The following is a 21,693-nucleotide window of genomic DNA, read 5'->3' on the forward strand; positions in this document are numbered from 1 at the left end:
TGCTGGGGCCACCGCTACACGGCCCCGATCAATCCCTGCGCCTTCAATCGCTGCAATGCCCCCTCCATCGTGCGCATACCCTGCGCAGCACCCGCCTGCATCACCGAATTCAATTGCGCCATGCGCCCCTCGCGGATGAGGTTGCGCACCGCGGGCGTACCCACCAGCACCTCCCGGGCTGCCACCCGCCCGCCCCCGGCACGCTTGACCAGCACCTGCGCAACGACCATGCGCAATGACTCCGCCAACATCGCCCGCACCAGCGGTTTCTCCTCGGCGGCAAACACTTCCACCAGCCGGTCGACACTACCGGCAGCCGAGCGCGTATGTACGGTTGCCAACACCAGGTGGCCGGTCTCCGCAGCCCGCAACGCCAGGCGAATCGTCTCCAGGTCGCGCAATTCGCCTATCACGATCACGTCCGGGTCCTGACGCAAGGCGCTGCGCAACCCTTGGGAAAAATCGCGGCAGTGTCGACCGATCTCACGCTGATTGACCAGGCTTCGCTGGCTGCTGTGGATAACTTCGACAGGGTCTTCGAGGGTGATGATGTGCAAGGGCCGCTGCCGGTTCAGCTGATCGACCAGCGCCGCCAACGTGCTGGACTTACCACTGCCGGTAGGCCCGCCGAGCAGAATCAGGCCGTCAGTCCACTGCGCAACAGAACGAAACACATCTTCAAGGTCGAGCTCGTCGAGTGTCGCGATCCGCTTCGGGATCAAGCGAAAGGTGGCCGCCGGGCCATTCAACTGGCGAAACAGGTTCAGGCGAAAGCGCCCAAGCGGGGGCAGTTCCAGTGCCAGGTCCTGCTCGTCACCTTGCGCCCACTGCTGGCGCCGGCGCTCATCGAGCAGCGGCGCCAGGGCATCGGTCAACGCCAAAGGCGTCATGCTCGGTAGCGCCATGCGCCGCAGTTCACCCTCCACGCGCAGCATCGGTATCTCGCCCGCGGCCAGGTGCAGGTCGCTCGCCCCTGCATCGCCAGCCCGAGCCAACAGGTCAGTCACGTCCATGAGACTCCCCAACGGCCATCAAGCAGGTAGAATGCCGCTGACTCCTGAGCCAACGGCATCGATCCATGTCCACCATAGCAGACAACCTTCGCGCCCTTGCCGCCCGTATCGATAGCGCAGCCCAGGCGGCTGGGCGCGACCCGGCCAGCCTCACGTTGCTGGCAGTCAGCAAGACCAAACCGGCCAGTGCCATCCGCGAGCTGCATGCCGCAGGGGTATGCGATTTCGGTGAGAATTACCTGCAGGAAGCCCTGGCCAAGCAGCAGGACCTGCAGGACTTGCCCTTGATCTGGCACTTCATCGGCCCCATTCAGTCGAACAAGACCAAAGCCATTGCCGAGCATTTCGACTGGGTACACTCCGTGGACCGCCTGAAGATCGCCCAACGCCTGTCTGAACAGCGCCCACCCAGCCTGCCGCCACTGAACATCTGCCTGCAGGTGAATGTCAGCGGCGAGGCCAGCAAATCGGGCTGTGCGCCCGAGGACTTGCCGGGCCTGGCCAATGCCGTGGCCACACTGCCCAACCTGCGCCTGCGCGGGCTGATGGCCATCCCCGAACCCAGCGAAGACCGCGCCGAGCAAGAAGCCGCCTTTGCCAGCCTGCGCCAGCTGCAGGAGGGCCTGAATCTTGGCCTTGATACCCTGTCCATGGGCATGAGCCATGACTTGGAAGCCGCCATCGCGCAGGGTGCGACCTGGGTGCGTATCGGCACCGCCCTGTTCGGGGCCCGCAGCTACGGCCCCGTCTGATTCCATGCTTTACTCACTCTTTCCCTCAAGGACCTGACATGAGCAAGACACGTATTGCTTTCATCGGCGCCGGCAACATGGCTGCCAGCCTGATCGGCGGCCTGCGCGCCCAAGGCCTGGACGCCACGCAGATCCGCGCCAGCGATCCAGGCGCCGAAACCCGCACCCGGGTCCAGGCCGAGCACGGTATCGAGGTATTCGAAGACAACGCACAAGCCATCGCCGGGGCCGACGTGATCGTCCTGGCAGTCAAACCGCAGGTGATGAGAACCGTCTGCGAGGCCCTGCAGCCGAACCTGCAGGATGGCCAGCTGATCGTTTCGATTGCCGCCGGCATCACCTGCGCCAGCCTTCAGGCCTGGCTAGGCGCCCGCCCGGTGGTACGTTGCATGCCCAACACGCCGGCCCTGCTGCGCCAAGGCGTCAGCGGGCTGTATGCCACCGCCGAAGTCACCAGCACACAGCACCAGCAGGCCGAGCAGCTGCTATCGGCCGTGGGCACCGCCTTGTGGCTTGAGCACGAACACCAGCTCGATGCCGTGACGGCGGTTTCGGGCAGCGGTCCGGCCTATTTCTTCCTGCTGATCGAAGCCATGACTGCCGCCGGCGAGAAGCTTGGTCTGCCACGCGAAACCGCTACCCAGCTGACCCTGCAGACCGCACTGGGTGCCGCGCACATGGCGGTGGCCAGCGACGTTGACGCCGCCGAGCTGCGCCGCCGGGTCACTTCGCCAGCCGGCACCACAGAAGCCGCGATCAAGTCGTTCCAGAGCAACGGTTTAGAAGCCATCGTCGAGCAGGCACTGGCCGCCGCGGCGAAGCGTTCTGCCGAGCTGGCCGAGCAATTGGGCAAATAAGGAGTCTTAGATGAATGCATTGTCCGGCGCCGCGATCTTCGTGGTGCAAACCCTGGTCAGCCTGTACCTGGTGATCGTCCTGCTGCGTTTCGTGCTGCAGCTGGTGAAGGCCAACTTCTACAACCCGCTGTGCCAATTCGCGGTGCGTGCCACGCAACCGCTGCTCAAGCCGATCCGTCGCATCATCCCGAGCGTCGGCGGCCTGGATACCTCGTCGCTGCTGCTGGCAGTGGTGATCCAGGCTCTGCTGATGGGCTTCGTGCTGATGGTGACCTACGGCACCTTCGGTGATGTGCTGCACCTGCTGATGTGGGCGATCATCGGCATCACCTCGCTGTTCCTGAAGATTTTCTGGGTCGCGATGATCGTCATGGTGATCGTGTCCTGGGTCGCGCCGAACAGCCACAACCCAGCGGCCGAGCTGGCCTACCAGATCAGCGAACCCGTGCTGGCGCCGTTCCGCCGCATCGTACCCAACCTGGGCGGCATGGACATTTCGCCGATCTTCGCCTTCATCGCCATCCAGGTGCTGCAATCGTTCGTCATGCCCCCGCTGGCAGCCTATGCCGGCATGCCACAGGAACTGTGGCGGATGATCTGACCCCTGTTGTTCTCAGCGGCAAGCCTTTGCTTGCCGCTGGGGGTAGCGCTCTTTAGACTTACGCCTCCGTCAAGCGTGAGCAGGGTCGATGTCCACTGTCCTTCCCGAAGATTCCGTCGGTCTGGTTACACCGCAAATAGCCCGGTTCGATGAACCGCTGGCCCTGGCCTGTGGCCGCTCTCTGGCCAGCTACGAGCTGGTCTACGAGACCTATGGCACCCTCAATACCAACGCCAGCAATGCTGTGCTGATCTGCCATGCGCTGTCTGGCCACCATCATGCGGCCGGCTACCACGCTGCCACCGACCGCAAGCCCGGCTGGTGGGACAGCTGCATCGGCCCCGGCAAGCCGATCGACACCAACCGTTTCTTCGTGGTCAGCCTGAACAACCTCGGTGGCTGCAACGGCAGCACTGGCCCCAGCAGCGTCAACCCCGCCACCGGCAAGCCGTATGGCGCCGATTTCCCGGTATTGACCGTAGAAGACTGGGTACACAGCCAGGCACGCCTGGCCGATCGCCTGGGCATCCAGCAGTGGGCGGCCATCGTCGGCGGAAGCCTCGGCGGCATGCAGGCTTTGCAGTGGACCATGACCTACCCCGACCGCGTGCGCCATTGCGTCGACATTGCCTCGGCACCTAAGTTGTCGGCGCAGAACATTGCCTTCAACGAAGTGGCGCGCCAGGCCATCCTCACCGACCCTGAATTCCACGGCGGCTCGTTCCAGGACCAGGGCGTGATCCCCAAGCGTGGTCTGATGCTGGCGCGCATGGTCGGGCATATCACCTACCTGTCCGACGACTCGATGGGTGAAAAGTTTGGCCGGGAGCTCAAGAGCGACAAGCTCAATTACGACTTCCACAGCGTGGAATTCCAGGTAGAGAGCTACCTGCGCTATCAGGGCGAAGAGTTCTCCGGGCGCTTCGACGCCAACACCTACCTGCTGATGACCAAGGCGCTGGACTACTTCGACCCGGCGGCGGCCAATGGCGGCGACCTGGCCGCGACCCTGGCCCACGTCACAGCCGACTACTGCATCATGTCGTTCACCACCGACTGGCGGTTCTCGCCGGCTCGCTCGCGCGAGATCGTCAATGCCCTGATGGCGGCACGCAAGAACGTCTGTTACCTGGAGATCGATTCCCCTTACGGGCACGATGCCTTCCTGATCCCCACGCCTCGCTACATGCAGGGTTTCGCGAACTACATGAACCGCATCGCCATCTGAGGACAGCATGAGAGCCGATCTGGAAATCATCCACGACTGGATTCCCGCCGGCAGCCGGGTACTCGACCTGGGCTGCGGCAGTGGCGAGCTGCTGGCTTCGCTGCGTGACCGCAAGCAGGTTACAGGCTATGGGCTGGAAATCGACCCCGACAACATCGCCGCGTGCGTGGCCAAAGGCGTCAACGTCATTGAACAGGACTTGGACAAAGGCCTGGGCAACTTCGCCAGCAACAGCTTCGACGTTGTGATCATGACCCAGGCCCTGCAGGCCGTGGAGTACCCCGACCGCATTCTCGACGAGATGCTTCGGGTGGGCCGCCAGTGCATCATCACCTTCCCCAACTTCGGCCACTGGCGTTGCCGCTGGTACTTGGCAACCAAAGGCCGCATGCCGGTTTCGGACTTCATGCCGTACACCTGGTACAACACGCCGAACATCCACTTCTGCACCTTCGCCGACTTCGAACAGCTGTGCCATGAGCGCCGTGCCAAGGTCCTGGACCGCCTGGCCGTCGACCACTTGCACCGCAACGGGTGGGGCGGCCGGCTTTGGCCTAATCTGTTAGGGGAAATCGGCATCTACCGCGTCAGTAGCCCAGGCCTGCAGGAGCACCCGCTCGCGGTCTGACGCCCAGCAGAGGAATCGCCCCATGCGTCGCCTAGCCCTGTTCCTGATCAGCCTGTGCCTGGCGCTGCCAGCACTGGCGGCCGATGCCGCCAAAGCCGAGCGCAAGGAGGTGTTCGGCGACGTGACGGTGCACTACAGCGCCTTCACCTCCAGCATGCTGCAGCCGGACATTGCCGCCGCCACTGGGCTTGTACGCAGCAAGAATCAGGGGGTGCTCAACATTGCCGTGCTCAAGGCCAGCAAACCCGCCATGGCGGTGGTCAGCGGCACGGTGAAAGACCTCACCGGGCGCAGCAACCCGTTATCGTTCAAGCAAATCACCGATCGCGGCGCGATCTACTATATCGCCCAGTTCAAGATCGACCAGGCCGAGACGCTGACCTTCGACCTGAATGTCGAAACCGGCGGGATCAGTCATAAACTCAGCTTCAACCAGGAAGTGTTCCCAGGCGAATGATGAATCTCCAGCAACTCGTATTGGCCAGCCACAATGCCGGCAAACTCAAGGAACTTCAGGCCATGCTCGGCCAGACCGTACAACTGCGCTCGATCGGTGAGTTCAGCCAGGTAGAGCCCGAAGAAACCGGCCTGTCGTTCGTCGAAAACGCCATCCTCAAGGCGCGTAATGCCGCACGCATTTCCGGGTTGCCGGCGCTGGCCGACGACTCCGGGCTGGCGGTCGACTTTCTCGGCGGCGCGCCAGGCATCTACTCGGCGCGGTATGCCGACGGTAAGGGCGATGCAGCAAACAACGCCAAACTGCTCGAAGCACTCAAGGATGTCCCGCAAGATCAGCGCGGCGCCCAGTTCGTCTGTGTGCTGGCACTGGTACGCCATGCCGACGACCCACTGCCCATTCTCTGCGAAGGCCTGTGGCATGGGCGCATCATGTTCGAAGCCAGCGGCGATCAAGGGTTTGGCTATGACCCGCTGTTCTGGGTGCCTGAGCGCAACTGCTCGAGCGCCGATCTCGCGCCTGCCGACAAGAACCAGCTCAGCCACCGCGCGCGGGCCATGGTCCTGCTGCGCCAACGTCTGGGCCTGGCATGATCGAAGTGCTGCCCACCCAGCCGCGCCAGCCTGGCGTGGCGGGTTTCGCCACGCTGCCGCCTTTGGCGCTGTACATCCACATTCCGTGGTGCGTACGCAAATGCCCTTATTGCGACTTCAACTCCCACGCGGCCGGGCCTGACCTTCCGGAAGAGGCCTATGTCGATGCCCTGCTGACCGACCTCGACCAAGAGCTGCCAGCGGTTCAGGGGAGGCCGATTTCGTCGATCTTCTTCGGCGGCGGTACTCCGAGCCTGTTCAGCGCCCATGCCCTCGGCAGGCTGCTGCGCGGCGTGGAGCAACGCATCCCCTTCGCCCCGGACATTGAAATCACGCTGGAAGCCAACCCAGGGACGTTCGAGCAGGAGAAGTTCAAGGCGTACCGGCAAACGGGCATCAATCGCCTGTCGATTGGCGTGCAAAGCTTCCAGCCGGCCAAACTGCAAGCGCTCGGGCGCATCCACAATGGCGACGAAGCGATCCGCGCAGCGGGCATGGCCCGGGCAGCCGGCTTCGACAACTTCAACATGGACCTGATGCACGGCCTGCCCGATCAGTCGCTGGACGATGCGCTGGGCGACCTGCGCCAGGCCATCGACCTGGGGCCGACGCACCTGTCCTGGTACCAACTGACCGTGGAGCCAAACACGGTGTTCTGGAACCAGCCACCGGAACTGCCCGAGGACGACATCCTTTGGGACATCCAGGAGGCTGGCCAGGCCCTGATGGCGGCCCACGGCTACAAGCAGTACGAGGTTTCGGCCTATGCCCAGGCTGGGCGTGCCGCCAAGCACAACCTCAATTACTGGCGCTTTGGCGATTTCATCGGCATCGGCGCCGGCGCCCACGGCAAGCTGACCTTTGCCGATGGGCGCATCCTGCGCACCTGGAAGACCCGCCTGCCCAAGGACTACCTGAACCTGGCCAAGCCGTTCAAGGCTGGCGAGAAGCTGCTGCCGGTGGACGAACTGCCGTTCGAGTTCCTGATGAACGCCCTGCGCCTGACCGATGGCGTGGAAGCCGAGCTGTTCAGCCAGCGTACCGGCCTGCCACTGGCACAGCTGGCTGAGGCCCGCCGCGCCGCCGAACAAAAAGGCCTTTTGCAGGTCGAACCGGATCGGTTGGTGGCCACGCCACGCGGCCAGCTGTTCCTCAATGACCTGCTGCAGTATTTCTTGACCTAAGGATGACCCATGGATCTGGTACTTGACCTGCTGGCAACGGTTTCCCGCTGGAGCCGTAGCAACCTGTCTGAGATTTCGCTGGCCTTGGTAGGCTGCCTGCTGGTGCTGTTTGGTACCGACATCAAGGGCTGGGTGGAACAACGGCTGGGCGGCCTGGCAGGAGCCCTGCGGGTGCCGTTCATGGCGCTGCTGGTGATGATCGGCAGCGGCGCGGCGTTGATCTATGCCACGCCGTGGGTGGTGAGGGGCCTGAGCCAGTTCAACAACTACGCGTTGGCGCCGGTGCTGTTGGTGGTGCTGGTGTTGATTGGCGTGGTCGCTGATCGGCGGGGATAACGCTCACTGGACGCTGCTCCAGCATCAGGGTAGCCCTACCACTGGGCTGCCCATACAGGGTGCGCCGAACTGATCCGCATGAAATCACCCCGGGCCTTGAATGCAAACAAGCCCCGAAGGGCTTGCTCAGGCAGATCAGCGCACAATCGAAAGGCTCAAACGGCCAATCAATCCACCTTCTCGAACTTCAAATCCCAAACCCCATGGCCCAAGCGCTCACCACGGCGCTCGAACTTGGTGATGGGACGTTCTTCGGGACGCGGTACATAAGCCCCGTCCGCTGCCAGGTTGCGGTACCCCGGAGCCGCGCTCATCACTTCCAGCATGTATTCGGCATACGGTTCCCAGTCGGTGGCCATATGGAATACGCCACCCGGCTTGAGCTTGCGACGCACCAGCTCGGCGAACTCCAGCTGCACGATACGGCGCTTGTGGTGGCGCGCCTTGTGCCATGGGTCGGGGAAGAACAGCATCAAGCGGTCGAGGCTGTTATCGGCCACACAGCGGTTGAGCACTTCGATGGCGTCGCAATCGTAGACCCGCAGGTTCTTCAGGCCTTCGGTCAGCACGCCGTTGAGCAGTGCACCCACACCTGGGCGGTGCACTTCAACACCGATGAAGTCTTGTTCAGGTGCGGCGGCGGCCATTTCCAACAGGGAATGGCCCATGCCGAAGCCGATTTCCAGGGTGCGCGGCGCCGAGCGGCCAAACACCTGGTCATAGTCCACCGGGCTGTCGGCCAGCGGCAGGATATAAAGCGGGCCGCCCTGGTCCAGGCCACGTTGCTGGCCTTCGGTCATGCGCCCGGCGCGCATCACGAAACTCTTGATGCGGCGGTGCGGGCGCGTTTCGCCGTCGGTGGTGATCGGCGTATCTTGCGATTCAGTCATCAGTAGCTCTTACTTGATCAGACCATCCAGCGGCGAAGACGCGCTGGCATAGAGTTTCTTCGGCATGCGCCCGGCCAGGTAGGCCATGCGCCCGGCGACGATTGCGTGTTTCATGGCCTCGGCCATCAGCACCGGCTGCTGGGCGTGGGCGATGGCCGAGTTCATCAGCACCGCTTCACAGCCCATTTCCATGGCGATGGTGGCATCGGAGGCAGTACCCACGCCTGCATCGACCAGCACCGGCACCTTGGATTCTTCCAGGATGATCTGCAGGTTGTACGGGTTGCAGATGCCCAGGCCAGTGCCGATAAGGCCGGCCAGCGGCATGACCGCGATGCAGCCTGCTTCGGCCAGTTGACGAGCGATGATCGGGTCATCGCTGGTGTAGACCATCACGTCGAAGCCGTCCTTGACCAGCACTTCGGCGGCCTTGAGGGTTTCGATCACGTTGGGGAACAAGGTCTTCTGGTCTGCCAGGACTTCCAGCTTGACCAGGTTATGGCCATCGAGCAATTCACGGGCCAGACGGCAGGTGCGCACCGCTTCGACGGCGTCATAGCAGCCGGCGGTGTTCGGCAAAATGGTGTAACGGTCCGGCGGCAACACGTCGAGCAGGTTCGGCTCGCCCGGGTTCTGGCCGAGGTTGGTGCGGCGCACGGCGACAGTGACGATTTCAGCGCCCGAGGCCTCGATGGCCAGGCGGGTTTCTTCCATGTCACGGTACTTGCCGGTGCCAACCAGCAGGCGCGACTGGAAAGTGCGCCCGGCCAGGGTAAAGGGCTTGTCGCTACGAACGTTGCTCATCAGAGATCCTCTGGAATAGATTGCTGGGCTTGCAGGTGAATCACCAGGCCGGAATCAGCCGCCACCAATGGCGTGCACCACTTCGACCTGGTCGCCGTCGTTGAGCTGCGTGCTGTCGTGCTGACTGCGCGGCACGATATCCAGGTTCAATTCCACTGCCACCCGGCGCCCGGTAAGGTCCAGGCGGGTCAGCAGCGCCGCGACGCTTTCGCCAGCGGGCAATTCGTAGGGTTCACCGTTCAATTGAATGCGCATGCGCACGGCCACCATTGTGCGTTGGGGGCCAGCATTCTAGCGCCGATCAACGCGTTAACCCAAGGGCAGTGCACGCCATTAGTCGTGATTGTGGACCGCTTGGTCAGCCTAAGCGCCATGCCGCCATGCCCAGGCAGAGCCAGCCGGCCAGGAAGCACAAGCCACCGATAGGGGTGATGATGCCAAGCTTGCCCAGCCCGCTAAGGGTCAGCAGGTACAGGCTACCGGAGAACAGCACGATGCCCAGGGCGAACAGACCACCGGCCCAGCCAACCAGACGCCCCGACAAGTGCGCGGCGAGCAGCGCGACACCGAAGATTGCCAAGGCATGCACCAGTTGATAGGTCACCCCGGTTTGGAAGATGGCCAGGTAATCTGCGCTCAGACGGTTTTTCAGGCCGTGGGCGGCGAATGCGCCCAGGCCGACGCCGGTAAAGCCAAAAAAGGCGGCGAGCATGAGGAAGGTGCGAAGCATGGGACGACTCCTGGGATCGGGTCTGTATAATGGCCCGTTCCACCGGTCCGGCCAAGCCATCGCCATGCTGTCATCCCTACTCCGCCGCCTCGCCCGCGCCCTGCTCTGGTTCGCTGCCGGCAGCATCGTACTGGTGCTGGTGTTCCGCTGGGTGCCGCCTCCCGGCACGGCATTGATGGTCGAGCGCAAGGTGCAGTCGTGGGTCAGTGGCGAGCCGATCGACCTGCAGCGCGACTGGCAGCCGTGGGAGAATATTTCCGACGACCTCAAAGTCGCGGTCATCGCCGGTGAGGACCAGAAGTTCGCCAACCACTGGGGGTTCGACATCCCTGCCATTCAGGCGGCACTGGCCTATAACGAGCGCGGCGGCAGCATCCGGGGTGCCAGCACATTGACCCAGCAAGTGGCCAAGAACTTGTTCCTGTGGCCGGGCCGCAGTTGGCTGCGCAAGGGCCTGGAAGCCTGGTTCACGGCGCTGATCGAGCTGTTCTGGTCGAAAGAGCGGATCCTTGAGGTCTACCTGAACAGCGCCGAATGGGGCAAAGGGGTGTTCGGTGCGCAAGCTGCGGCGCGCTACCACTTTGGTGTCGATGCAAGTCGGCTGAGCCGCCAGCAGGCGGCTCAATTGGCTGCCGTGCTGCCCAGCCCCATCAAGTGGAGCGCCAGCCGGCCGAGCGCCTACGTGGCAAGCCGGGCAGGCTGGATTCGCCGGCAGATGAGCCAGCTAGGTGGGCCGAGCTACCTGATGCAACTGGATGCTTCGCGCAAGCCCTGAATGGAGACGCGGGCGCTAACTGCCCCTTCCACAAGCCGGTAAAACCTGCACGAACAAAAAAGCCGCTCACCCTGCTATGGGTCAGCGGCTTTTTCAGGCATCAGGCGCCAATCAGGCTGCGATCAACGCTTTTACCTTGTTCATTGCATTCTTTTCCAACTGGCGAATACGCTCAGCCGAAACGCTGTACTTGTCCGCCAGCTCATGCAATGTGGCTTTCTCTTCAGCCAACCAACGCTGGTAGAGAATGTCGCGGCTACGCTCGTCCAGGCCCTGCAGGGCTTCATGCAGGTTGCTGGTGGAGTTGTCGCTCCAGTCAGCATCTTCGAGCTGCACAGCCGGGTCGTAGCGATGGTCTTCCAGGTAATGTGCAGGCGACTGGAAGGCGCTGTCGTCATCCGCCTCTGCTGCCGGGTCGAAGGCCATGTCCTGGCCACTCAGGCGGCTTTCCATCTCACGCACTTCACGCGGTTCGACGCCGAGGCTTTCGGCCACGCGGTGAACTTCATCGTTGTTCAACCAGGCCAGGCGTTTCTTCTGGCTGCGCAGGTTGAAGAACAGCTTGCGCTGGGCCTTGGTGGTAGCCACCTTGACGATGCGCCAGTTGCGCAGGATGAATTCGTGGATTTCAGCCTTGATCCAGTGCACGGCGAACGACACCAGGCGCACACCCATTTCCGGGTTGAAGCGCTTGACCGCTTTCATCAGGCCGACGTTGCCTTCCTGAATCAGGTCGGCCTGGGCCAAGCCGTAGCCAGCATAGCTACGGGCGATATGTACGACGAAGCGCAGGTGGGCCATCACCATTTGCCGAGCGGCCTCAAGATCCTGCTCATAATAGAGACGCTCGGCCAGATCACGCTCCTGCTCGACAGTCAGCAGCGGGATGCTGTTGACCGTGTGCACATAGGCTTCCAGGTTTGCACCGGGAACCAGGGCATAGGCAGGTTGCAACGATGTGGTCATTCAAGAACCTCCGACTTACCAGACTCGTGCCTTGTGAGCACTGCCAACATAGACCTGGAACCAAGGTGCAAGTTCCAAAGATGAAAAATTGTCAATGCTGGCTCAGAAAAACTATCGCGGGGCCAGCTCGTTCAAATGGCGAGCCACCGCAATCCATGCACCGATATACCCCAACAGCACCGCTCCGATCAAGAGCGACAGACCATCGGATGCTGGCACCCCGCCCAGGGAGAAGTCGCTGCCGTAGAGCCCGGACAGCCCTACCACGGCCTCGTTCAGCCAGTTCAGGCCGAAGGCCAGGATACCCCAGGCCAGCAGGCCCGCACCCAGGCCATACAACGCGCCCATGTACAGGAAAGGCCGCCGTACGTAGCTGTCGGTGCCGCCTACCAGCTTGATGACTTCGATCTCGGTACGGCGGTTTTCGATATGTAGACGAATTGTGTTACCGATTACTAACAGCAAGGCAGAAATCAGCATCACCGCCAGGCCGAAGACGAACCGGTCGCCCAGTTTCAGGATCGCCGCCAGGCGCTCCACCCACACCAGGTCAAGTTGTGCGTTTTCAACCCGAGGCAGCTCGGCCAGACGCTGACGCAGCGCTTCCAGGGCGGGCTTATCGACTTCGGTCGGGGTTACCACCACGACACCAGGCAGCGGGTTGTCGGGCAATTCACGCAAGGCTTCGCCCAGCCCCGACTGCTGCTGGAACTCTTCCAGCGCCTGCCCTGGGCTGATGTACAAGGCATCGGCCACCCCAGGCATGCCTTTGATCTCTTCGCGCAGGGCCTCGCCCTCCTTGCTGCCCGCGTCGAGCTTCAGGTACAGGGAAATCTGCGCGGCGCGCTGCCAGGAGCCCCCCAGCTTCTCGACGTTCTTCAACAGCAGCGACAAGCCCATGGGCATGCTCAGCGCCACGGCCATCACCAGGCAGGTGAAGAAGCTGCCGATTGGCTGCTTGCCCAGGCGGCGCAGGCTGTCGGCCAGGCTGGCACGGTGGCTGTCCAGCCAGGCATGCAACAGCGTGCGGAAGTCCGGGCCGTCATCATCATGCTCGCCGCGCTTTTTCCGGGTATCCGCGTCGGCCGCCTTGGGCGCGACACGCTCGGAAACCTTGGGTGTACGTGTAGTGCTCATTGCCCGGCCTCCCCATCGCCGATCAGACGGCCGCGCTGCAAGGTCAGCATGCGGTGGCGCATGCGCGCAATCAGTGCCAGGTCATGGCTGGCGATCAACACCGTGGTGCCCAGGCGGTTGATGTCCTCGAACACCCCCATGATCTCTGCGGCAAGGCGCGGGTCAAGGTTACCGGTGGGTTCGTCGGCCAGCAGCAAGGCGGGCTGGTGGACGATCGCACGGGCGATACCGACCCGCTGCTGCTGGCCAGTGGACAGGTCGGCCGGGTACAGCTCCCCCTTGTCGACCAGCGACACACGCTCCAGCGCCGAATCCACGCGCTTGGCGATCTCTGCCTTGGACAGGCCGAGAATCTGCAGCGGCAGGGCGATGTTGTTGAAAACGGTGCGGTCGAACAGCAACTGGTGATTCTGGAACACCACCCCGATCTGCCGACGCAGGAACGGGATCTGCGCATTGCTGATCTGGCCCAGGTCCTGCCCGGCCAGCATCAACTTGCCGCTGGTCGGGCGCTCCATGGCCAGCAACAGGCGCAGCAAGGTGCTCTTGCCGGCCCCGGAATGGCCGGTGACGAACAGGAATTCGCCCCGGCGCGCCCGGAAACTCAGCTCATGCAAGCCAACATGGCCGTTGGGGTAGCGCTTGGCAACCTGTTCGAATCGGATCATGGGTGCTCTCGCTCGGCAAACAGAGCCTTGACGAACGGCTCGGCTTCGAAGGTGCGCAGATCGTCGATGCCTTCACCCACGCCGATGAAGCGGATCGGGATGTTGAACTGCTTGGCAAGGGCGAAGATCACCCCGCCCTTGGCGGTGCCATCCAGCTTGGTCAGGGCCAGGCCGGTCAGCTCGACGCTCTGATTGAAGTACTTGGCCTGGCTGATGGCGTTCTGGCCAGTACCGGCATCGAGCACCAGCAGCACCTCGTGGGGCGCCTCGGCGTCAAGCTTGCCGATGACCCGGCGAACCTTTTTCAGCTCTTCCATCAAGTTGTCTTTGGTGTGCAGCCGGCCGGCGGTATCGGCGATCAGCACATCGACGCCACGGGCCTTGGCGGCCTGCACGGCATCGAAGATCACCGACGCGGAATCGGCACCGGTGTGCTGAGCGATCACCGGAATCTGGTTGCGCTCGCCCCAGACCTGCAACTGCTCGACTGCAGCAGCTCGGAATGTGTCACCCGCCGCCAGCATGACCTTCTTGCCCTCGAGCTGCAGCTTCTTGGCCAGCTTGCCGATCGTGGTGGTCTTGCCAGCGCCGTTGACGCCGACGACAAGGATCACATAGGGCTTGTTCTGCGCCTGGATCTTCAGCGGCTGCTCGACCGGGCGAAGCAGCGCGGCCAGTTCTTCCTGCAGCGACTTGTACAGGGCATCGGCATCGGCCAGCTGTTTACGCGCAACCTTCTGGGTCAGGTTCTGAACGATGATCGAGGTCGCCTCAACGCCGACGTCGGCGGTCAGCAAGCGTGTTTCGATCTCGTCCAACAGGTCGTCATCGATGACTTTCTTGCCCAGGAACAGGCTGGCCATGCCTTCGCCAATGCTGGCACTGGTCTTCGACAGGCCCTGCTTGAGGCGAGCGAAGAAGCCGGGTTTGGCAGGTTCGGCATCGGCTGGGGTGATGGCCGCGACGGCCTGTTCGGGGGCCGGGCGCTCGGGAATCGCTGGCGGGGCCTTGGGCTCCAGGTCTGGAACCAGGGCGACCGGCTCTTCGGCAACCGGCAGGACCAGGTTGCTGACCGGGGCTTCGGGGGCTGCGGCCACTGGAGCAGGGCTTTCGAGCGGAGCGGCAGCAGGCTCGGAACGTGCCGGCAGGTCCACCCGCACAGGGGCCGCAGCAGGCTCGGGAACCGGCACTGGCTCAGGGACCGGAGCAGGCTCTGGGAGCGGGGCCACTTCAGGAGCCGGAGCCGGGGCCGGCTCAGGCTCAGGCACCGGCGCGAGCGCTTGGGCCGGAGCGGGGGCAATGACAGGCGCAGGCTGCGGGGCCAGCACCGGCTCGGCGGGCCTTACCGGCTCAACGGCAGGCGTGGGCGCTTCGCCAGCCACCGGCTCGGCCGCAACCGGCTCAGGCTGCTCGGCGGCAGGCTGCGGCGATACCGGCTCTACTGCCTGCGCATCAGGGGCTTGTGGCTGTTCGGCGACAGGTTGCTGCGGCTTCTTGCGAAACCAGCTGAACAGGCCTTTTTTCTCGCCAGCCTCGGCCGGCGCTTTTTTGTCGTCGTTTGAACCAAACATGGAAGACGGCTATCTCAGGGTAGCGATGGGCCAGCAGCGGCTCATCTGGAATTCTCTAAACGCAGAACAGACTATTTTGAAGCCGGCTGGTTCATGCGCAATGTTTTGTCTTAATGGACCTGCAGGCCAGAACGGCGACAGGCATGGTCGCCAGGCAACCGGATCAGTATCCTAGCACCTCCTGGCCCGCCGACGCTAAACCCTGCAGGCCGCCGAACAGGTTAAACACCTTATGAATGCTCTAGCCCGCCGCGCCGCTGGCGTGTTGCTCGGCACGCTCTGCCTGCCGCTCGCAGCCTTTGCCGCCGATGTGCAACCCACCCACGAATTCATCCTCGACAACGGCCTGAAAGTGGTCGTGCGCGAGGACCACCGCGCGCCAGTGGTGGTTTCGCAGATCTGGTACAAGGTCGGCTCCAGCTACGAGACCCCCGGCCAGACCGGGCTGTCTCACGCCCTGGAGCACATGATGTTCAAGGGCAGCGCCAAGGTCGGCCCCGGCGAAGCTTCGCGCATCCTGCGCGACCTGGGCGCGGAAGAGAACGCCTTCACCAGCGACGACTACACCGCCTACTATCAGGTTCTGGCCCGCGACCGTCTGCCGGTGGCGCTGGAGCTGGAAGCCGACCGGCTGGCCAGCCTGCGCCTGCCGGCCGATGAGTTCAGCCGCGAAATCGAGGTGATCAAGGAAGAGCGCCGCTTGCGTACCGACGATCAGCCAAGCGCCAAAGCATTCGAACTGTTCCGCGCCATGGCCTACCCGGCCAGCGGCTACCACACCCCGACCATCGGCTGGATGGCCGACCTCGAACGCATGAAAGTCGAGGAGCTGCGCCACTGGTACGAGTCCTGGTACGCGCCGAACAACGCCACCCTGGTGGTGGTCGGCGATGTTACCGCCGCCGAGGTCAAAGGCCTGGCGCAGAAATACTTCGGCAGTATCCCCAGGCGCGCTGTTCCGCCGGCAAAGCTGCCGCTGGAGCTGACCGAGCCAGGCCGGCGTCAGCTGACCCTGCACGTGCGCACCCAACTGCCCAGCCTGATCTACGGCTTCAACGTACCGGGCCTTGCGACCGCCAAGGACCCACGCACCGCGCACGCCCTGCGGCTGATCTCGGCCTTGCTCGACGGCGGCTACAGCGCCCGCCTGCCGGCGCGCCTGGAGCGCGGTCAGGAACTGGTGGCCGGCGCCTCGTCCAGCTACAACGCCTTCACCCGCGGCGACAGCCTGTTCCTGATCTCGGCTACCCCTAACGTGCAGAAGCAAAAGACCCTCGCCGATGTCGAGAAAGGCGTCTGGCAGTTGCTCGATGAGCTCAAGACGACCCCACCGAGCGCCGAGGAACTGGAACGTGTACGTGCCCAGGTGATCGCTGGCCTGGTCTACGACCGCGACTCCATCAGCAGCCAGGCCACCACCATTGGCCAGCTGGAAACGGTCGGCCTGTCCTGGAAACTGATCGACAGCGAACTGGACGAACTCAAGCGTGTGACCCCAGAGGACATCCAGGCCGCCGCACGCACCTATTTCACCCGCGAACGCCTGAGCGTTGCCCATGTACTGCCTGAGGAGTCCGCTCATGAGTGATCGCAGCGCACCACGCTACACCCTGATCGGCACAGGCATCATCGCCCTGGTGGTGGCGCTTGCCGCCGTGCTGGCGCGCCCCGCGCATTCCGAAGCCGACAGCACCGCAGCCCGCCCCGCCAATACCTTGCAATCGCTGGCCGAACTGGACGGCAAAGCCCCCAGCCGGCGCCAGCTGAACATCCAGAACTGGACCACCGCCGAAGGTGCACGCGTGCTGTTCGTCGAAGCCCGCGAGCTACCGATGTTCGACCTGCGCCTGACCTTCGCCGCCGGCAGCAGCCAGGACGGCAACACGCCAGGCCTGGCCACCCTGACCAACGCCATGCTCAACGAGGGCATTGCCGGCAAGGATGTGACCGCCATCGCCGAAGGCTTCGAAGGGCTCGGCGCAGACTTCGGCAACGGCTCCTACCGCGACATGGCAGTGGCCTCGTTGCGTAGCCTCAGTGCCAAGGACAAGCGCGAGCCGGCCCTGAAGCTGTTCGCTGAAGTGACCGGCAAGCCGACCTTCCCAGAGGACGCACTCAAGCGCATCAAGAACCAGCTGCTGGCAGGTTTCGAATACGAGAAGCAGAACCCCAGCAAGATCGCCGGCAAGGCGTTGTTGAGCAACCTTTATGGCGAACACCCGTACGGCCATCCAAGCGACGGCACCGCTGAAAGCATCCCGGGCATCACCCTGGAGCAGCTGCGCGCATTCCACGCCAAAGCCTATGCAGCGGGCAACGCGGTAATCGCCCTGGTCGGCGACCTCAGCCGTGAAGAGGCCGAGGCGATTGCCGCCCAGGTCTCCGCCGCCCTGCCCAAAGGCCAGGCACTGGCCAAGCCAGCGCAACCCGTCGAGCCCAAGGCTGGTGCGACCCACATAGACTTCCCATCCAAGCAGACCCACCTGATGCTGGCCGAGCTGGGCATCGACCGCCAGGACCCGGACTGGCCAGCCCTGTCGCTGGGCAACCAGATTCTCGGCGGTGGCGCCTTCGGTACGCGCCTGATGAGCGAAGTGCGGGAAAAGCGCGGCCTGACCTACGGCGTATACTCGGTATTCAGCCCGATGCAGGTGCGCGGCCCCTTCATGATCAACCTGCAGACCCGTGCCGAACTCAGCGAGGGCACCCTCAAGCTGGTGCAAGGCATTCTTGCCGACTACCTCAAGAGCGGCCCGACCCAGCAGGAACTGGACGACGCCAAGCGCGAACTGGCCGGTAGCTTCCCGCTGTCGAACGCCAGCAATGCGAGCATCGTCGGCCAATTGGGCGCCATCGGCTTCTACGACCTGCCCTTGACCTGGCTGGAAGACTTCATGCAGCAGTCCCAGGCACTGACCGTCGAGCAGGTCAAGGCAGCCATGAACAAGCACTTGGCCGCCGATAAACTGGTGATCGTTACCGTCGGCCCGAGCGTGCCGCAAAAACCGCTGCCAGCCCCTACTGACAAACCCGCCGAGCAGCCCCTCGGCGTACCGGAGCACTAATGCCTAGATCCACCCCTCCCGCCCGCTCTCAGCAGGGCCAAAGCAAGGGCCAGGGCCACCTGCGCATCATCGCCGGCGAGTGGCGCAGCCGCCGCCTGGCGGTGCCTGAAGGCGACGGACTGCGGCCGACCACCGACCGCGTGCGGGAAACCCTGTTCAACTGGCTGGCACCCTACATCGAAGGCGCCCGGGTGCTGGATGCCTTCACCGGCAGTGGCGCCCTGGTGCTCGAAGCGTTGTCCCGCGGTGCTGCAGATGCCGTTGCGCTGGACAGCAACCCAGCGGCTATCAGCAACCTGAAGAACAACCTGGAGATCCTGCGCTGCCCGCGCGGGCAAATCCTCCAGACCGACGCCCAGCGCTACTTGCAAGCACCGGCCAAGCAACAGTTCGACGTCGTGTTTCTCGACCCACCGTTCCATCAGGACCTGCTGGCCAACACCTGCAACCTGCTGGAGCAGAACCAGTGGCTGCGCGAGCAGGCGTGGATCTACACCGAGAGCGAAGCGGCACCCTCTACCCTGCAAATGCCAGGCAACTGGCGCCTGCACCGCGAAAAAAAGACCGGCCAGGTGCATTACGCGCTGTGGCAGCGCGCCTGACGGCAAGCCGTAATTATGTAACGCAGGCAAGCGCAGAATCTCACCGAAGCTGCTCCTGGTCACCCAACCAGGAGCACTTGAGCAATGCCATCGACTCCACCGTTCACCCTCGACGACACAACCCTGTCAGCCGGCATCGAGTCCATCGCCGATGCCACCCAGCCCCCGTTGCAGCACTTCACACTGGACAACGGCCTGGCTGTCTACCTGCGTGAAGACCACAGCACCCCGCTCGCCGCGATTCAGCTCCGGTACCACGTGGGCACCAGCCATGAGTCAGCCGGCCATACCAACATCTCGCACCTGCTGGAACACCTGATATTCGAAGGCAGCCGCAAACTTGAGGCGGGCCGATACAGCCAGGTGATAGCACGGCTCGGCGGGGAGGCCAATGCCAATACCATCGATGATGCAACGGTCTACGAAATGCTGTTACCTGCGGCACGGCTACCGGTTGCGCTGGAAATAATGGCCGATGCCATGGAGGGCGCGACCTTTGGCCAGGCAGCCCTGGAGCGGGCAGCCAAAGCCATCGAAGACGAGCGCCGGCTCAAAGTTGACAACGTCCCTGCCCAGCAGGCAGCTGAACGACACAATGCACTTGCACACGGCAGCAGCCCGTATGCAACGGCGACGTTCGGCAACCCGGCAGATTTGCGCAACTTGAGCGTGGAAACCGTGCGCGCCTGGTATCAAAAGTGGTATCGGCCCAATAACGCCACCCTCGTGGTGGTGGGTGCCGTCGATCTTGCCACGCTTGGCCAGCACGTGAGCCGGTATTTCGGCAGCATTGCCAGGGCTGCGCTTGACGCAGTACCCGTCCCCCGGCATGACGCGCACCTGCAGGCGCGAAGCCAGAAGCTGACACTGCCAGGCCGTGATGGTTTGTTCATGTCCTTCAATGTACCCAGCCACGCCACGGCCACCGACGCAACTACAGTGCCTGCCCTGGGCCTGCTCTGCGAGGTGCTTGGCAAAGGGTTCAGCGCAAGGCTCTACAGCGAGTTGGTGCGAGACCGACGGCTGCTCAAGGGCCTCACCCTGGCATATGAGCCACTGGCGCGTGGTGACACGCTGTTGACCCTTTCAACCTACATCAACAGTCAAAAGTCTACGCACGAGCAGGCCGAGGAGGCGATCTATACCGCGATTGATGCCCTGCGCCATACGCCGCTTTCCACCCAGGAGCTCAAGCGCGCGAAACTGCGCATGCTCACCCGTCGCCTGTTCAGCCACGACAGCATCAGCCTGCAAGCTGACCGCATCGGCGCAGCAGCGGCCGCTGGCCTGCCCCCCTCGCTGATCGATCAAGAAGCCGACAGTATCCGCCACCTCGATAGCGCGACATTACAGCAGGTAGCGTTCGACTACCTGAGCCGCGAAAGGCTGACCATCACTCACCTGCAGGCAGGAGCACCGGCATGAACACATCGCTTACCACCAGCAATATGCCTCTGATTTGCAAAGGCCCCGTGAGCGATACCGCTGTGGCGGCAATGGCCAGGCTGGAGTCCGCGCAAGGCCTTGACCTGGAGCAGCTGCAGCAGTTGCCGGCCCAGATACAGCAATGGCAGACCGACGAAGGCGCCAGGGTCAGCTTCAGCCCGTCCCATGGCCGCCCGATATTCGACCTGGCGCTGCGCTTTCGCGCTGGTAGTGCACTCGATGGCGACAGCCCGGGCCTCGCCGCCCTTGTCCTTTACAGCCTCGATCAGGGTAGCGAGCTTCTGGACGCCGCCCAGTTCGCTCAGGCTATGGAGGGGCTCGGTGCGATCATGGCAAGGCGGGTGAATCAGGATGAGGCGGTGATCACGCTGCGCTGCCTGAGCCTGCCGGCGCTTCGTACAAGCGCCCTGCAACTGCTCACCCAAATGCTGGCACGCCCCGCCTTCCGCGAGAACGCCGTCGCAGGCATCCGCGAACGACTGCTCAATCACTCTCGCGCAATCGCGTCGAGCGCGGTCTATGGGGTGTCACCGGCGATCATGAGCCATGTGTTCGATGGCCATCCCTACGCCACCCATTGGGCTGGCACGCCTGAAAGCCTCGAGCGGATCGACGAGCAGCAAATGCGGGCTTTCCACCGACGCGCCTACTCTGCCAACAACCTCGATATCGGCCTGGTGGGCGACCTGTCGCGCGACGAGGCGCAAACCCTCATCACTGAACTCCTTCAGACGCTACCGCAACACTGGGCGGGACAGGCCCCACCACCGGCGCCGTTGCCAGAGCCCCTCACCCGGCATCAACCACACACCGCAAGTACCACACTGGCCACGCTGGCGCTGCTGTTGCCCACATCCCCCGACAAGCCTGGGTATGCAGCGCTGACCATGCTCGATGAAATCCTCGGCAGCGGCTACGAGTCGCGCCTTACACAAGAGCTGCGAAGCCGACGTGCCTTGACCTACAGCATCCACTCATCGCTCACCCCCTTCGATGCGGCGAGCCTGCTGCAGATTCAATGGGACATCGCACCCGAATACCGAGATGCCTCACGTGAGCTGGTTTCAGGGATGCTGGCTTGCCTGCGCGAGCATGGCCCAAGCCAGGCGGAGTGCGACATGGCGCGCAACCAGATAGCAGGCAGGTTGCATCGCACCCTGGTGAGCAACGCAGAGCTGGCCAAGAGCCTGGCAACCTCAAGCCACCTGGGGCAACCCGCCGATCACTTTGCGACCTATGTCCAGCGCCTGGCAGCGCTGACACCCATGGACATTCGCGAAGCCGCCCGGATATGGCTGACCCCTGCGCAGGAAGTATTCATCACTGTCGGCCCGGCCCCTGCACAACAACCCTTGCCCGAACCGACCTGACCGACCAATAGCGCGGGTAC

The 21,693-nt window shown here is 63.4% G+C and carries 24 protein-coding genes; 15 read left to right on the plus strand and 9 right to left on the minus strand.

Annotated features, from left to right (window positions below):
- Window positions 1–14 precede the first annotated feature (14 nt).
- Window positions 15–1,013 (minus strand): type IV pilus twitching motility protein PilT, encoded by a 999-nt coding sequence (locus tag ACIPZH_RS19465; protein ID WP_400637421.1) that lies wholly within the window; start codon window positions 1,011–1,013, stop codon window positions 15–17.
- Window positions 1,014–1,078: 65 nt separating this feature from the next.
- Here ACIPZH_RS19465 and ACIPZH_RS19470 point away from each other — a divergent pair, with 65 nt between their 5' ends.
- The 9 genes from ACIPZH_RS19470 (at window position 1,079) to ACIPZH_RS19510 (ending at window position 7,649) form a co-directional block, all read left to right on the plus strand.
- Window positions 1,079–1,765, plus strand: a complete 687-nt coding sequence (locus ACIPZH_RS19470) for a YggS family pyridoxal phosphate-dependent enzyme (RefSeq protein WP_400637423.1) — start codon at window positions 1,079–1,081, stop codon at window positions 1,763–1,765.
- Window positions 1,766–1,803: 38 nt separating this feature from the next.
- The gene (gene proC / locus ACIPZH_RS19475) at window positions 1,804–2,622 is read left to right on the plus strand and encodes a pyrroline-5-carboxylate reductase (RefSeq protein WP_400637424.1); all 819 of its coding nucleotides are present in this window, start codon (window positions 1,804–1,806) and stop codon (window positions 2,620–2,622) included.
- A 10-nt stretch (window positions 2,623–2,632) separates the two neighbouring features.
- The gene (locus ACIPZH_RS19480; RefSeq protein ID WP_012312312.1) at window positions 2,633–3,223 is read left to right on the plus strand and encodes a YggT family protein; all 591 of its coding nucleotides are present in this window, start codon (window positions 2,633–2,635) and stop codon (window positions 3,221–3,223) included.
- Window positions 3,224–3,311: 88 nt separating this feature from the next.
- Complete coding sequence (locus ACIPZH_RS19485; protein ID WP_267820325.1) at window positions 3,312–4,451, plus strand: homoserine O-acetyltransferase; 1,140 nt, start codon at window positions 3,312–3,314, stop codon at window positions 4,449–4,451.
- 7 nt (window positions 4,452–4,458) lie between these two features.
- Window positions 4,459–5,079, plus strand: a complete 621-nt coding sequence (gene metW / locus ACIPZH_RS19490) for a methionine biosynthesis protein MetW (RefSeq protein WP_241805087.1) — start codon at window positions 4,459–4,461, stop codon at window positions 5,077–5,079.
- 22 nt (window positions 5,080–5,101) lie between these two features.
- Entirely contained in the window at window positions 5,102–5,536 is a 435-nt protein-coding gene (locus ACIPZH_RS19495) for a DUF4426 domain-containing protein (protein WP_267820322.1), read from the plus strand.
- Window positions 5,533–6,129, plus strand: a complete 597-nt coding sequence (gene rdgB, locus ACIPZH_RS19500) for an RdgB/HAM1 family non-canonical purine NTP pyrophosphatase (RefSeq protein WP_046787037.1) — start codon at window positions 5,533–5,535, stop codon at window positions 6,127–6,129. Before ACIPZH_RS19495 ends, rdgB begins: the two co-directional genes overlap by 4 nt.
- Window positions 6,126–7,313, plus strand: a complete 1,188-nt coding sequence (gene hemW / locus ACIPZH_RS19505) for a radical SAM family heme chaperone HemW (protein ID WP_349975941.1) — start codon at window positions 6,126–6,128, stop codon at window positions 7,311–7,313. The genes rdgB and hemW overlap by 4 nt, the downstream gene beginning before the upstream one ends.
- A 9-nt stretch (window positions 7,314–7,322) precedes the next feature.
- A complete protein-coding gene (locus tag ACIPZH_RS19510) occupies window positions 7,323–7,649 on the plus strand; it encodes a DUF3392 family protein (RefSeq protein WP_241805084.1) in 327 nt (108 codons plus the stop codon).
- A 167-nt stretch (window positions 7,650–7,816) separates the two neighbouring features.
- Here the strand turns inward: ACIPZH_RS19510 and trmB are convergent, their stop codons facing one another.
- The 4 genes from trmB to ACIPZH_RS19530 all read right to left on the minus strand — a co-directional run bounded on the left by trmB (window position 7,817) and on the right by ACIPZH_RS19530 (window position 10,073).
- A complete protein-coding gene (gene trmB / locus ACIPZH_RS19515; RefSeq protein ID WP_400637425.1) occupies window positions 7,817–8,539 on the minus strand; it encodes a tRNA (guanosine(46)-N7)-methyltransferase TrmB in 723 nt (240 codons plus the stop codon).
- A 9-nt stretch (window positions 8,540–8,548) separates the two neighbouring features.
- On the minus strand, window positions 8,549–9,343 hold the full coding sequence (locus ACIPZH_RS19520) for a thiazole synthase (protein WP_008092966.1): 795 nt from the start codon (window positions 9,341–9,343) through the stop codon (window positions 8,549–8,551).
- Between the two features lie 54 nt (window positions 9,344–9,397).
- A complete protein-coding gene (gene thiS, locus ACIPZH_RS19525) occupies window positions 9,398–9,598 on the minus strand; it encodes a sulfur carrier protein ThiS (RefSeq protein WP_400624544.1) in 201 nt (66 codons plus the stop codon).
- Window positions 9,599–9,701: 103 nt separating this feature from the next.
- Window positions 9,702–10,073, minus strand: coding sequence for a DUF423 domain-containing protein (locus ACIPZH_RS19530; RefSeq protein ID WP_400637427.1), 372 nt, complete (start codon window positions 10,071–10,073; stop codon window positions 9,702–9,704).
- 64 nt (window positions 10,074–10,137) lie between these two features.
- Between ACIPZH_RS19530 and mtgA the strand changes: the two genes are divergently transcribed.
- On the plus strand, window positions 10,138–10,848 hold the full coding sequence (gene mtgA / locus ACIPZH_RS19535) for a monofunctional biosynthetic peptidoglycan transglycosylase (RefSeq protein ID WP_241805188.1): 711 nt from the start codon (window positions 10,138–10,140) through the stop codon (window positions 10,846–10,848).
- 111 nt (window positions 10,849–10,959) lie between these two features.
- Here the strand turns inward: mtgA and rpoH are convergent, their stop codons facing one another.
- The 4 genes from rpoH to ftsY form a co-directional block, all read right to left on the minus strand.
- Entirely contained in the window at window positions 10,960–11,814 is an 855-nt protein-coding gene (gene rpoH / locus ACIPZH_RS19540; protein WP_012312302.1) for an RNA polymerase sigma factor RpoH, read from the minus strand.
- 111 nt (window positions 11,815–11,925) lie between these two features.
- Window positions 11,926–12,951: a permease-like cell division protein FtsX gene (gene ftsX / locus ACIPZH_RS19545; RefSeq protein ID WP_241805081.1), complete on the minus strand. Its 1,026-nt coding sequence runs from the start codon at window positions 12,949–12,951 to the stop codon at window positions 11,926–11,928.
- Entirely contained in the window at window positions 12,948–13,619 is a 672-nt protein-coding gene (gene ftsE, locus ACIPZH_RS19550; protein ID WP_241805080.1) for a cell division ATP-binding protein FtsE, read from the minus strand. Before ftsE ends, ftsX begins: the two co-directional genes overlap by 4 nt.
- On the minus strand, window positions 13,616–15,190 hold the full coding sequence (ftsY, locus tag ACIPZH_RS19555) for a signal recognition particle-docking protein FtsY (protein WP_400637429.1): 1,575 nt from the start codon (window positions 15,188–15,190) through the stop codon (window positions 13,616–13,618). The genes ftsE and ftsY overlap by 4 nt, the downstream gene beginning before the upstream one ends.
- Before the next feature lie 232 nt (window positions 15,191–15,422).
- Here ftsY and ACIPZH_RS19560 point away from each other — a divergent pair, with 232 nt between their 5' ends.
- The 5 genes from ACIPZH_RS19560 (at window position 15,423) to ACIPZH_RS19580 (ending at window position 21,673) form a co-directional block, all read left to right on the plus strand.
- Window positions 15,423–16,778 (plus strand): M16 family metallopeptidase, encoded by a 1,356-nt coding sequence (locus tag ACIPZH_RS19560; protein ID WP_400637431.1) that lies wholly within the window; start codon window positions 15,423–15,425, stop codon window positions 16,776–16,778.
- Complete coding sequence (locus ACIPZH_RS19565) at window positions 16,771–18,255, plus strand: M16 family metallopeptidase (RefSeq protein ID WP_400637433.1); 1,485 nt, start codon at window positions 16,771–16,773, stop codon at window positions 18,253–18,255. Before ACIPZH_RS19560 ends, ACIPZH_RS19565 begins: the two co-directional genes overlap by 8 nt.
- The gene (rsmD, locus tag ACIPZH_RS19570) at window positions 18,255–18,857 is read left to right on the plus strand and encodes a 16S rRNA (guanine(966)-N(2))-methyltransferase RsmD (RefSeq protein WP_241805076.1); all 603 of its coding nucleotides are present in this window, start codon (window positions 18,255–18,257) and stop codon (window positions 18,855–18,857) included. Before ACIPZH_RS19565 ends, rsmD begins: the two co-directional genes overlap by 1 nt.
- 84 nt (window positions 18,858–18,941) lie before the next feature.
- Complete coding sequence (locus tag ACIPZH_RS19575; protein ID WP_400637435.1) at window positions 18,942–20,282, plus strand: M16 family metallopeptidase; 1,341 nt, start codon at window positions 18,942–18,944, stop codon at window positions 20,280–20,282.
- The gene (locus tag ACIPZH_RS19580) at window positions 20,279–21,673 is read left to right on the plus strand and encodes a M16 family metallopeptidase (RefSeq protein ID WP_400637436.1); all 1,395 of its coding nucleotides are present in this window, start codon (window positions 20,279–20,281) and stop codon (window positions 21,671–21,673) included. Before ACIPZH_RS19575 ends, ACIPZH_RS19580 begins: the two co-directional genes overlap by 4 nt.
- Window positions 21,674–21,693 lie beyond the last annotated feature (20 nt).

It is taken from the genome of Pseudomonas sp. NPDC089758 (assembly GCF_044748705.1).
GTDB classification, from domain to species: domain Bacteria; phylum Pseudomonadota; class Gammaproteobacteria; order Pseudomonadales; family Pseudomonadaceae; genus Aquipseudomonas; species Aquipseudomonas putida_X.